The sequence below is a fragment of the Amycolatopsis sp. WQ 127309 genome (genome assembly GCF_023023025.1).
Lineage (GTDB): Bacteria > Actinomycetota > Actinomycetes > Mycobacteriales > Pseudonocardiaceae > Amycolatopsis.
Genome location: NZ_CP095481.1, coordinates 7,447,425 through 7,460,484 on the forward strand (window position 1 = coordinate 7,447,425; position 13,060 = coordinate 7,460,484).

The window sequence follows — 13,060 nt, forward strand, 5'->3', positions numbered from 1 at the left end:
CGAAGGTGAGGATCGGCGCTTTACGCGCATCCCTTTGAATACTCCGACGCTATTGGCGAGGGGCTATGGAAACCATTTCTCAGCCGGCCTTCGCGCTGCCCGGCCACGACGCTTTCGACCGCGATTCTTTCGCTACCCTGCTCGGCCGGTGGGCCCGGACCCTGGGCGACGAGGTCGCCGTGACCTTCCTGGACCACCGCACGAGCGTCGACGGCCGCGCGGTGAGCCTCACCTGGCGCGAGCTGGACGAGCGGGTCAGCGCCGTCGCCGCGCACCTGGGCACCCTCGCCGCGCCGGGGGAGCGGGCCGCGGTCCTGGCCGCGCAGTCCGCCGACTACGTCGTCGCCTTCCTCGGCGCCATCCGGGCCGGGCTGGTCGCCGTCCCGCTGTTCGCGCCGAACCTGCCCGGGCACGCGGGCCGCCTCGCCGCGACGCTCACCGACTGCGCGCCGCAGGTCGTGCTCACCACCGCCGACCTGACCGGCGAGGTCAGCAGCTTCCTCGGGACCCTCGACGTCGACGCGGCGCTGGTGGCCGTCGACACCCTGCCGCCGGTCACCGGCGAGCACGAGTGGCACCGCCCGGCCCCGGACGAACTCGCGTACCTGCAGTACACGTCCGGTTCGACGCGCTCGCCGGCCGGGGTCATGCTGACCCACCACAACGTCCTCACCAACGCCCGGCAGTGCTGCACCGCCTACGGCGCCGAGTCCGGCACGACGTCGACGATCAGCTGGCTGCCCCTGTTCCACGACATGGGCCTGATCCTCGGCATCGGCGCGCCGATGTTCGGCGGCCTGACCGCGGTGCTGATGGACCCGCTCGCCTTCCTGGAGCGGCCCGGCCGCTGGCTGCGGGCGCTGTCGGCCAGCCCCGGCGCGATCAGCGCGGCGCCCAACTTCGCTTACGCCTACTGCGCTTCCCGCGTGACCGACGACGAGAAGAGCTACCTCGAGCTGAGCCGGGTCGTCTCGCTGATCAACGGCAGCGAGCCCGTGCTGCCCGCCACCATCGCGAAGTTCCAGGCCGCGTTCGGCGAGTGCGGGCTGCGGCCGGAGGTCCAGCGGGCGTCCTACGGGCTGGCCGAGGCGACGGTGCTCGTCTCGGTGACCGACGCGGGCACGCCGTCGCGCCAGGTCACGTTCGACCGGGACCGCCTGGCCGAGGGGTTCGCGGTGCCGGCGCCCTCCGGCACAACGCTTGTCTCTTGTGGACGGCCAGTGGATCAGCGGATCCGGATCGTCGACCCGAACGGCGAACCGGTCGCGGACGGCGAGGTCGGCGAGATCCGGGTGAGCGGCCCGAACGTCGGCCAGGGCTACTGGGGTCGTCCCGAGGCTTCGCCGTTCGGGAACGGCTGGCTGGCCACCGGCGACCTCGGCGTCTGGTTCGAGGGCGAGCTGTACATGACCGGCCGCCTGAAGGACCTGGTGATCATCGACGGCCGCAACCACTACCCCCAGGACATCGAGCAGACCGTCGAAGCCCACCCCGCTGTCCGGCTGCATTCCGCCGCGGCCTTCGCGATCCGGCACGACGAGGGTGAGGTGGCCGTCGTCGTTCTGGAACAGGCGAAGAACTCGGACGGCGAGGTCGCCGTCGGGGAGTTGCGCGCGGCGGTGTCCGCCGAACACGGACTGCGGCTGCACGACGTCGTCGTCCTGTCGCCCGGCGAGGTGCCGCGCACCTCCAGCGGCAAGATCAGCCGGGCGCTCTGCCGGACGTCCTACCTGGACGGACGGTGGGCGTGATGACCCCGGACGCCATCCGGGCGTGGCTCGTCGAGCGGGTCGCCGACCTTACCGGCGGGCCGGTCGATCCCGACCGTCCGCTGCAGGAAGCGGGACTGTCCTCACGGGACGCGATGACCCTGACCGGCGACCTGGGCCGGCTCCTCGGGCGCCCGCTCGCGGCGACCTTCGTGTGGCAGCACCCCAGCATCACCGCGCTCGTCACATCTTTGTCCACAGTGGACGTTGTGCAAGCCGCGCCGGTGCCGATGGCGGCGGGGGAGCCGATCGCGATCGTCGGCGTCGGCTGCCGCCTGCCCGGCGGGGTCGAGTCGCCCGCGCAGTTCTGGCGGTTCCTGGAGACGGGCGCCGACGGGATCGGCGAGGTCCCCGAGGGCCGCTGGGAGTCCTTCGCCCCGGCCGACGCGCTCGCCGGGCTGCCGCGCCGCGGTGGCTTTCTGGGCGACGTCGCCGGGTTCGACGCCGCGTTCTTCGGCATCACGCCCCGCGAAGCCGAGGCGATGGACCCGCAGCAGCGGACGCTCCTGGAGGTGACCTGGGCGGCCCTGGAGCACGCGGGCATCCCGCCCGGCTCGCTGAGCGGCACCCGGACCGGCGTGTTCGTCGGGCTGTCGGCCAGCGAGTACGGCTACCTCACGATGACCGAGGTCCCCGGCATCGACGCCTGGTCCGGCACGGGCGCCGCGGCGAGCATCGCCGCGAACCGGCTGTCGTACCTGCTCGACCTGCGCGGCCCGAGCCTCACCCTCGACACGGCGTGCTCGTCGTCGCTGGTCGCCGTGCACCAGGCGGTGCAGAGCCTGCGCCGCGGCGAAAGCGAGACGGCGCTGGTCGCGGGCGTGAACCTGCTGCTGTCGCCGGGCATCACCGCGAACTTCCACCGCGCCGGGGTGCTCGCGCCCGACGGGTCCTGCAAGCCGTTCGACGCCGGAGCCGACGGGATCGCCCGCGGCGAAGGGTGCGGCGTGGTCGTGCTCAAGCCGTTGAAGGCCGCCCGCGCCGCCGGCGACCGCGTGCTGGCCGTGATCCGCGGCAGCGCCGTCAACTCCGACGGCCGCTCCAACGGCATGATGGCGCCCAACCCGGACGCCCAGGCGGCGCTGCTGCGGGACGCCTACGCCGTCGCCGGTGTCGATCCGTCCTCTGTGGACTACGTCGAAGCGCACGGCACCGGCACGCTGCTCGGCGACCCGATCGAAGCCGGCGCGCTGGGCGCGATCCTCGGCGCCGGGCGGGAACCCGGCCGCCCGCTGCTCGTCGGCTCGGTCAAGAGCAATCTCGGCCACCTCGAAGGCGCCGCCGGCATCGCCGGGTTGATCAAGGTGGTCTTGGCCCTGGTGCACCGGCGGCTGCCGCCCAGCCTGCACTACCGCACGCCCAACCCGCACATCGACTTCGACGGCCTCGGCCTGCGGGTGGTCGCGGCCGGCACGGACTGGCCGCGCTACCCGGGCACCGCCCGCGCCGGCGTCTCGGCCTTCGGGTTCGGCGGGACCAACGCGCACGTGGTGCTGGAGGAGTGGCCCGCCGCGTCGTTCCCGGTCCGGGCCGGCGCCGACGGCCCGCGGATCTTCGCGCTCTCGGCGCGGTCGGCCGATGTCCTGCACACCCGCGCGAGCGAGCTGGCCGACTGGCTGGACTCGCCCGCCGGCCGCGCCGTCCCGCTGAGCGCCGTCGCGTCGACACTGGCGACGCGGCGCGAGCACCTGCCCGTCCGCGCGGCCGTCGTCGCCGAAGAACGCGGCGCTCTCGTCGACGCGTTGCGCACCGTCACGCCCGGGGAAGCCCGGGGACGCGCGGACGTCGTGTTCGTGTTCTCCGGCTACGGCTCGCAGTGGCCCGAGATGGGCCGGCAGCTGCTGCGCACCGAACCCGCGTTCCGCGCCGAGATCGACGCTCTGGATCCGGCGTTCCGCGCCGAAGCCGGGTTCTCCCTGCGCGAAGTCCTTGCGGGAGAACAGGAACTGCCCGACCTCGGCGCGACGCAGCTGGCGTTGTTCGGCATGCAGACGGCGCTGGCCGGGCTGTGGCGCGCGTACGGGGTCGTCCCCGCCGCCGTGCTGGGACACTCGATGGGCGAGGTCGCCGCGGCCGTCGTCGCGGGCGCGCTCGACGTCACCGATGGGCTGCGCGTGATGGCGACCCGCGCGCGGCTGCTCGCCGAGGTCGACGCCGGGGGCACCGGCGCGATGGCCGTCGTCGAGCTGTCGCCGGCCGAGCTGGCGGAGTTCCCCGACGTCACCGTCGCGGTCTACGCGTCGCCGACCCAGTGCACGATCAGCGGCGACGCCGACCAGGTCGACGCGCTCGTCGCCCACGTCGAGCAGCTCGGCCGGCTCGCTCGCCGGCTCCCGGTCCGCGGCGCGGGACACTCGGCCGCCGTCGACGCCGTGCTCGGCCGCTTCCGCGCCGAGCTGGCGTCCCTGAAGCCCGGTCAGGCCGAGATTCCGTGCTACAGCAGCGTTCTCGACGATCCACGCGAGACACCGGCGTTCGACGTCGAGTACTGGGCGGCGAACCTGCGCCGTCCGGTGCGGTTCACCCAGGCCTTGGCGGCCGCGACCGCCGACGGCCACAGCGTGTTCGTCGAGATCTCGCCGCACCCGGTCGCGCTCGCCGCGGTCGAGCAGACCACCGGTGGTGCTGCGCTCGGCCTGCCCACCGGCAGCCGCAAGAGCGACGAGCGCGTCGCGTTCCTGACCAGCCTCGCCCGGCTGCACGTCCTCGGCCGCCCCGGGGTCCTGGACCACGGCCCGCGCACGGCGCCGGTCGAGCTGCCCGGCCCGGTCTGGCGGCACGAGCGGTTCTGGCCGCAGCGCCCGGCGCACCGGCCGGACACCGGGGCGCACCCGCTGCTCGGCGTCCACGTCGAACAGCCCGGCGGCGACCTGCACCTGTGGCGCGGCGACGTCGGCACCGCGCAGCTGCCGTGGCTCGCCGACCACGCCGCGATGGGCGTCCCGCTGTTCCCGGCCACCGGGTTCCTCGAGCTCGCGCTCGGCGCGGGCGACCGGATCGGCGACCTGGAACTGCACCAGGTGCTGCCGCTGGCCGAGCACACCGAGGTGACGACGAGCCTGGCGGGCACGGAGATCAGCGTCCACGCCAAGTCCGCGCACGGCGGCTGGGTCCGCCACGCCACCGCGCGAGTGCTCGCCGATGCGCCGCCGCCGACGCCCTTCGGTCCCGTGACCGGCGACGCCGTCGACCTCTACCGGGCGCTGGAGGACCTGGGCCAGCACTACGGCCCGGCGTTCCGCGGCCTGCGCCGGGTCGTGGCCGCGCCGGGCCGGGCGTCGGCGTCGATCGCACTGCCGCCGGAGGCCCGGGACCACCCGGCGTACCGGCTGCACCCGGCGCTCGCCGACGCCTGCCTGCACGCACTGGCCGCCGCGACCGGCGGGGCCCTGGGCGAGACCGCCGGCCTCTACCTGCCCCTGACGATCGGCGAGGTCACGCTCACCGGCGACCCGCGCCACGGCGTCCGGGTCGACGCCGTCCTCGACTCGGTCGACGAGTCGGGCAGCGGGCTGCTCGGCAGCGTCCAGCTCGTCGACGCCGAAGGGGCGGTGCTGGTCCAGTTCCGGGACGTCTACTGCCGGCGGTTCCAGCGTTCGGCGTTGCCGGTGCCGCTGTCGAGCCTGGTGTTCGAGGCCGGGTGGCAGCAGTCCGAGCTGCCACCGGCGCCCGCGGACGACACGCACAGCTGGGTCGTGCTCCTGGACGCGGCGCAGGAGTCCGCACCGTGGCTCACGAGCCTCGGCGGCTCCTTGTGCACGGTCCCGCTGGGCGACCACGAAGGGCTCGCGAAGGTGCTGCGCACCCGCGAGGTGACCGGCGTGCTGGCGATGGTCGGCTGCGCGGCCGAGCTGGGCACCCCGGATCCGGCGCGGTCCGGGGACCTGGTCCTGACGCTGTCGGGAGTGGTCGCCGAGCTGGCGTCGGTCCCGGACCCGCCGAGGTTGTGGCTGGTCAGCGCGGGCGCGGCGGCGGTCGAGCCGGGCGAGACCGGCCACCCGGAACTGGCGGCGCTGCGGGGGCTGGTGCGCGTGCTGGCGTTCGAGCACCCGGAGCTGCGGGTGAGCCAGCTGGACTTCGACGCCGAACCCGACCCCGCGCGCCTGTGGGTGGCCGAGCTGCAGGACGAGATCCGCGCGGACGGCCCGGACGACGAGATCGCCTGGCGCGAAGGCATCCGCCACGCTCGCCGCTTGGCGCGTCCGGATCTGCTCGAACCGTCCGGCGCGCCCGTGGTTCGTGACGGTGCCTACCTCATCACCGGTGGCCTGGGCGGGCTCGGCCTGGTCGCCGCGAAGTGGCTTGCCGACCGCGGCGCGACCCGGCTGATCCTCTCCGGCCGTCGCGGCCCCACTCCCGAGACCGACGCTTTCCTGCGCGACCTCGGCGTCGACGTCCGGGTCGTCACCGGAGACGTCGCCGAACCCGGCACCGCCGAGCGGCTCGTCGCGGCCGCCGGGGACCTGCCCCTGCGCGGCGTCCTGCACGCGGCCGGCGCCCTCGCCGACGGTGCCGCGATCGCCCTCACCCCGGAAGCCGTCGAGACCGTCTGGCGGCCCAAGGCCCTCGGCGCCTGGCGGCTCCACGAAGCGACCGCGGGCCACGACCTCGACTGGTGGCTCGTCTACTCCTCGGCCGCCGCACTGTTCGGCTCCCCGGGCCAGGCCGCCTACGCCACCGCGAACGCCTGGGCCGACGCCCTCGTCGCGTGGCGCCGTGGCCGCGGACTGCCCGCCGCGACGATCAACTGGGGTGCCTGGGGCGAAGCCGGTGCCGTCACCGGCAGCCGGAACCCGGTGCTCGACCCGCTCGGCACCGCGGAAGCCCTCGACGCGCTCGAAACCGTGCTCGGCGGCGATCGCGAAGCGACCGGCGTCGCCCGCGTCGACACCGAAACCGTGCTGGCGCTCTTCCCGCGGCTGGCCGAACGGCCGTTCTTCGAACTGTTCGTCCCGGCCGAAGCAGCCAGCGGCACCGAACCGTCCACATGGGACGGCATGGCCGCACTGCGCGCGGACGAACCGGAGCGGGCCCGGAAGGCGATGGCCGACCACCTCGCGGCCCTCGTGGCCGGGCTGATGGGCTTCGCCGCCGGTGACGTCGACCGGAACGCGCCGCTGACCAGCCTCGGGCTGGACTCGCTGATGGCGATGCGGGCCCGCGGCGCCGTGGAGCGCGACTTCGGCCTGCCGCTGCCGGTGCCCCTGCTGCTGCGCGGCGCGAGCCTCGCCGAGATCGCCGGGCACCTCGCCGAGCAGGCCGGGTTCGGCGCGGGTGCGCCGGCCGAGCCGAGTCACGCCGTGCTCGGGCCGCGCGATCCCGCCGAACGCTGGGTCGCCCGGCACTGGCAGGCCGTCCTCGGCGGGCCGGAACCGGGTGTCTACGACGACTTCTTCGCCGTCGGCGGCGACCAGGACGCCGCGGACCGGCTGCGGGCCGCGTTCACCGAGGACCTCGACGAGGTGCCCGAAGCGGACCTGCTGTTCGCCACGCCCACCATCGCCGCGCTGGCCGACCAGCTGCGCGCCGAGGTCGAGGGCTTCGGCGGCGGCCCGGTGCGGCTGCTGCGCGACGGCGTCGCGGCCGGCCCCGTCTTCCTGTTCCACCCGGCCGGCGGCCCGACGAGCGTCTACCAGGAGCTCGTCCGCCTGCTGCCCGAAGGCCAACCGGCCTACGGGCTGGAGCGGATCGACGAAGAGGACACCGTCGAGGGCAAGGCGGCGTGTTACGTCGAGCTGATCCGCGAGATCCAGCCGCACGGGCCCTACCGGCTGGGCGGCTGGTCCTTCGGCGGCTGCCTCGCCTACGAGACCGCCAAGCGGCTGACCGACGCGGGGGAGAGTGTCGGCGTCGTCTTCATGATCGACACGATCCTGCCGCTGCCCGCGCCGGACACCCCCGTGCAGGACCTGCTCCTCGAACGCTTCGACCGGTTCGCCGAACACATCGAACTGACCTACGGCGTGCCCCTGGAGATCCCGCGGGCCGAGCTCCGGCAGCTCGGCGAGCACGACCAGATCCGGCTCGTGATGAGCCGGCTGGCCGCCCAGGTGCCCGGGATGGGCCAGGGCGTCCTGCACCACCAGTACACGTCCTACCTGGACGCCCGCGTCGCCGAACGGTACGTCCCCGAGCCGTACGCCGGGAAGGTGCTGCTGCTGCGGGCCCAGGACCCGCACCCGCTCACGACCACGCTCGATCCGCGGTACCTGCGCACCGACGACCCCCTCGGCTGGGACGCGCACTGCGCCGACCTGGAGATCGTCCGGGTGCCCGGTGACCACCTCTCGATGATCGACCCGCCGCACGTGGCGGTGATCGCGGCCGCCCTGTCCGCCCGCCTCGCCGGTCAGCACGCAGGAAAGGGATGACGATGACACTCGAAGACCTCTCCTTCACGCCGACGACGTCGTTCCGGATCGCCGACCTGGCCTCCCGCCAGGACGAGGTCGTCCGGATCGCCGAGAAGCGCGCGATCGACCGGCAGCACGCCAAGGGCAAGCTGACCGCCCGCGAACGGATCGACCTGCTGGTCGACCCCGGCTCGTTCGTCGAGCTCGACCAGTTCGCCCGGCACCGCTGCACCGAGTTCGGGATGGACGCCAACCGCCCCTACGGCGACGGCGTCGTGACCGGTCACGCCACTGTGGACGGTCGCCAGATCTGCCTCTTCTCCCAGGACTTCAGCGTCTTCGGCGGCAGCATGGGGGAGGTCTTCGGCGAGAAGGTTCTCAAGGTGATGGACCTGGCCATGACGCTCGGCTGCCCGGTCGTCGGCATCAACGACTCCGGCGGCGCGCGGATCCAGGAAGGCGTCGTCTCGCTCGCCTACTACGCGGAACTGGGCCGCCGCAACGCCCACGCGTCCGGCGTGATCCCGCAGATCTCGATGATCATGGGCCCGTGCGCGGGCGGCGCGGTCTACTCGCCCGCGATCACCGACTTCACCGTGATGGTCGACGAGACGTCGCACATGTTCGTCACCGGCCCGGACGTCGTGCACGCCGTGACCGGCGAGCGCGTGACCGCGCAGCAGCTCGGCGGCGCGGGCACCAACAGCGAGGTCGCCGGCAACGCCCACCACCGGGCGCTCGACGAGGAAGACGCGATCGAGTGGGTGCAGACCCTGCTCGGTTACCTGCCCTCGAACAACCTCGACCTCGCCCCGGAGTACGCCGACGACACCGCTCCCGAGCTGACGGCGGCGGACCTGGAGCTCGACCGGCTGGTGCCGGACTCGCTCAACCAGGCCTACGACATGACCGAGGTGCTCGCGCGGCTCGTCGACGACGGCGAGTTCACCGAGATCCACAGCGCCTTCGCGCCCAACATGATCTGCGCGTTCGCCCGGATCGAGGGCCGCTCGGTCGGCGTCGTGGCCAACCAGCCGCGGCACCAGGCCGGCGTCATCGACATCGACGCGTCCGAGAAGGCCGCGCGCTTCGTCCGGTTCTGCGACGCGTTCGGCATCCCGATCCTCACCCTCGCCGACGTCCCCGGCTACCTGCCCGGCGTGGACCAGGAACGCGGCGGCATCATCCGCCGCGGCGCCAAGCTGATCTACGCCTACGCCGAGGCGACCGTGCCGAAGGTGACCGTGGTGACGCGCAAGGCCTACGGCGGCGGCTACGCCGTGATGGGCTCCAAGCACCTCGGCGCCGACGTCAACCTGGCCTGGCCGACGGCCGAGATCGCGGTGATGGGCGCCGAGGGCGCGGTGCAGGTGCTGCACCGGCGTGAGCTCGCCGGGCTGCCCGAGGCGGAGCGGGCCACCGCCCGGCGCCGGCTCACCGAGGAGTACCGCGAGCGCCACGCGAGCCCGTACCTGGCCGCCGAGCGCGGCTACGTCGACCAGGTCGTCGCACCGTCGCAGACCCGCCTCCAGGTGGCCCGCGCGCTGCGCACGCTGCGGACCAAGCGGCAGACCCTGCCGGCCAAGAAGCACGGGAACATCCCGCTGTGAGAACGGAGAACAGATGAACCTCGAGCGGGCCGGGCGCCGACGTCGTCGCCGGGCAGGACTGGCAGTGCTCTTCGCGGCGGTGCTCCTCGGCACAGGTGCCAGTCCGGTGGCCGCCGCGGCTCCGGTGACCGCCGACGACGGCGCGAAGGTGACCCAGGAGACCTGGCTGGACGCGCGCACCGTCGACCTCAAGATCAGCTCGCCCGCCCTGGGCACCACCGGGATGGTCCGGCTGATCGTGCCCACCGGCTGGCAGGCGCAGCCGACGCGGACCTGGCCGACGCTGTACCTGCTGCACGGCTGCTGCGAGCCGGTGGACTACAAGTCCTGGGACCAGTTCACCGACGTCAAGGCGTTCACCGCGACCAAGGACGTCATCCTCGTCATGCCGACCGACGGCGCGGCCGGGATGTACAGCAAGTGGTGGAACTTCGGCCTGAAGAGCACTCCCGACTGGGACACGTTCCACACCGCCGAGGTCCGCCAGATCGTCGAGCGCGGTTACCACGGCGGCACGCGCCGCGCGGTCGCCGGCGTGTCGATCGGCGGGTACGGCGCACTCGCGTACGCCTTCCAGCACAAGGGGATGTTCGGTGCGGCCGCCTCCTACAGCGGGGTGCCCAACACGCTCTTCCCGGGCACCGCCGGCGTCATCAAGGGCATCCTGGCGCGCGCGGGATTCTACAACTTCTTCGACCTGTGGGGCGACGAGGTGGCGACCTGGCCGATCTGGTCGGCGCACAACCCCTACGACCACACCGACGCCCTGCGCGGCACCGCGCTCTACCTCTCGTGCGGCAACGGCCAGACCGGCCCGCTCGACCCGCCGGGGCAGTCCGACCCGCTGGAGCCGTCGGCGCTGCTGACGTCCCAGAGCTTCACGGACAAGCTGAAGTCGCAGGGGATCCCGGCGACCGTCGACTACTACGGCCCCGGCACCCACAGCTGGCCGTACTGGCAGCGCGCCCTGCACAACTCCTGGCCGATCCTCGCGACCGCGCTCGGCCTGCCCGTGTGAAAGTCCTTTCCCCGATGGAGGTTCCGGTGAAACGCAAAGTCCTGCTCGCGCTGCTGAGCTTGTCGACGCTGGCGGCGGGAGTGGCCGTCGTCGGCTCCCCGGCGGCCGCCGCGCCCGTCCCCGCGGCCACGGCGGCCGTGGGCCTGCCCGGCCCGTTCGACGACTCCTTCTACAAGGCCCCGGCGCCGCTGCCGGCCGGGCAGCCCGGTGACGTCCTCCGCTGGCGCCCGTCGGTGCCGCTGATGAACGCCGCCAACGCCGACGCCTGGGAAGTCATGTACCTCTCGACCAACGGGCAGGGCAAGCCGGACGCGGTGACCGGCACGATCCTCGTCCCGAAGGGCGTCGACCCGGCGAAGGCGCCGATCATCGGCTACGGCGTCGGCACGCAGGGCCCGGCGTTCAAGTGCACGCCGTCCAAGGCGATCGAGCGTGGCACGCTCTACGACCAGCCGGCCATCAACGACTCGCTCGCCAGCGGGTACGCCGTCGCCGTCACCGACTACGAGGGCTATTCGCCGACGACGGTGCCGACCTACATCACCGGCCAGTCGATGGGCCCGGCCGTGATCGACTCGGTCCGCGCGGCGCAGCGTTTCTCCCCGGCCAAGCTGTCGAAGGCCGCCAAGGTCATCTTCCAGGGCTACTCCCAGGGCGGCGGCGGAGCCATGTGGGCAGGGGAGAAGCAGCCCACCTACGCACCGGAGCTGAACCTGGTCGGCGTCGCGGCGGGCGGCGTCCCGGCCGACCTGACCGCGGTCGCCAAGGGCCTCGACGGCTACATCGGCTTCGGCTTCCTCGCCTTCGCCGCGGTCGGTCTCGACGCCGCGTACCCGGACCTGAAGCTGGACTCCTACCTCAACGACACCGGCCGCCAGCAGCTGAACGACGCCAAGAAGAACGCCTGCGTCGTCGAGCTGCTGACCAACTACCCGTTCAAGAAGATCAGCGACTACACGACGTCCAACCCGCTGGACACCCCACAGTGGAAGGCGCGGCTCGCGCAGAACAAGCTCGGCGCGAACCCGCCGCGCGTGCCGGTGTTCCAGTACCACGCGAGCACCGACGAGATCGTGAACACGCCGCAGGCCGACGCGCTGCACAAGACCTACTGCGCCGCCGGGGTCCGCGAGCAGTGGAACACCTACGTCTCCGACCACCTGTCCGGCATCTTCGCCGGCAACGGGGACGCGCACCAGTGGATCGTCAAGCGGTTCGCCGGTGACCAGGCGCCGTCCAACTGCTGATCGGCGAGGCGCGTGAACGATGAGGAACAGGAGTGCCTGGCCGCGCGGCTGCGCGCGTGCCGGGAACGCCTCGGGCTGACCCAGCGCGCGGTCGCCGACCGGCTCGGCGTGCCGCGGTCGGCGGTCTCCGGGATCGAAGCGGGCACGCGCAAGGTCGACAGCCTGGAGCTCAAGGCCCTCGCCGGGCTCTACCAGCGACCGGTCGGCTTCTTCCTGGAGGAGGCCGCCGGCCACCCGTCCGAGCCGGCGCGCCTGCTGCGGCTCTACCAGTGCCTCGCCGCGGCGGACCGCACCCGGCTCGTCGAGTACGCCGAACTGCTCGAAATCGCGCGTACGGCCCACCGTTTCACCGTTCGTTAGGTTCCGTCACCATCCACAAAGGAGTGGTTCCCATGTCCCACGGCATCCGTCCCCTCGGCGTGCTGGCGGTGGCCGGCGCGGCCGCGGTGGCCCTCGCGGCCCCGGCGTCCGCGGCGGTCGTCCCGGTCAACCTGGACTGCCAGGCCAACGCGCCGATCGTCGGCCCGCAGCAGGCGAACCTGGTCCAGGGCACCGACGTCACGGCCCCGGCCACGGTCGCGCCGGGCGCGGCGTTCGACATCATCGTCGACCCGGCGCCGAACACCGTGCCGGCCACGGTCGCGGGCTTCAAGCTCAAGCAGGTCAAGAACTTCGCGCTGAAGCTGCCGGTCCCGGCGAACTCGACGTACGTGAGCGCGGCCCTGTCGGGCGGCTCCGGCCTGGGCTCGAGCGCCCCGACGATCGCGGTCTCCGGCGGCGTGGCCACGCTGAGCTTCCCCGGCCCGATCGCCGGCGGCGCGGCGTTCGAGCTGCCGACCATCACGTTCCACCTGAAGGCCGGCACCTCGGGCACCATCAAGACCCAGCTGGCCGGCACGAGCTACAGCAACCCGGGCCTCACGTTCACCTCGGTGGTCAACCAGATCTTCGACATCTCCGCCCCGACGGCCTGCTTCCCCAACCCGAGCCCCATCTTCACCACGACGACGATCGCCTGACCCAGGTACGGGGCCGTGGCGGCCGGGTGACAAACCCCGGCCGC

At 73.2% G+C, this 13,060-nt stretch carries 7 protein-coding genes; all 7 read left to right on the plus strand.

The annotated features are described in order from the left end of the window. The first annotated feature begins 65 nt into the window (after positions 1-65). The 7 genes from MUY22_RS33525 to MUY22_RS33555 are packed head-to-tail and all read left to right on the plus strand — an operon-like array spanning position 66 to position 13,016. Positions 66-1,751: a fatty acyl-AMP ligase gene (locus MUY22_RS33525; protein ID WP_247051173.1), complete on the plus strand. Its 1,686-nt coding sequence runs from the start codon at positions 66-68 to the stop codon at positions 1,749-1,751. Next, positions 1,751-8,140, plus strand: a complete 6,390-nt coding sequence (locus MUY22_RS33530; protein ID WP_247051174.1) for a type I polyketide synthase — start codon at positions 1,751-1,753, stop codon at positions 8,138-8,140. Before MUY22_RS33525 ends, MUY22_RS33530 begins: the two co-directional genes overlap by 1 nt. After that, positions 8,137-9,732 (plus strand): acyl-CoA carboxylase subunit beta, encoded by a 1,596-nt coding sequence (locus tag MUY22_RS33535; RefSeq protein ID WP_371827518.1) that lies wholly within the window; start codon positions 8,137-8,139, stop codon positions 9,730-9,732. Before MUY22_RS33530 ends, MUY22_RS33535 begins: the two co-directional genes overlap by 4 nt. A 13-nt stretch (positions 9,733-9,745) precedes the next feature. Continuing rightward, on the plus strand, positions 9,746-10,750 hold the full coding sequence (locus MUY22_RS33540) for an alpha/beta hydrolase family protein (protein ID WP_247051176.1): 1,005 nt from the start codon (positions 9,746-9,748) through the stop codon (positions 10,748-10,750). Positions 10,751-10,764: 14 nt separating this feature from the next. Next, positions 10,765-11,997 (plus strand): lipase family protein, encoded by a 1,233-nt coding sequence (locus MUY22_RS33545; RefSeq protein WP_247051177.1) that lies wholly within the window; start codon positions 10,765-10,767, stop codon positions 11,995-11,997. Between the two features lie 12 nt (positions 11,998-12,009). Next, positions 12,010-12,357: a helix-turn-helix domain-containing protein gene (locus tag MUY22_RS33550; protein ID WP_247051178.1), complete on the plus strand. Its 348-nt coding sequence runs from the start codon at positions 12,010-12,012 to the stop codon at positions 12,355-12,357. 32 nt (positions 12,358-12,389) lie between these two features. Continuing rightward, positions 12,390-13,016: a cyclase gene (locus tag MUY22_RS33555; protein WP_247051179.1), complete on the plus strand. Its 627-nt coding sequence runs from the start codon at positions 12,390-12,392 to the stop codon at positions 13,014-13,016. Positions 13,017-13,060 lie beyond the last annotated feature (44 nt).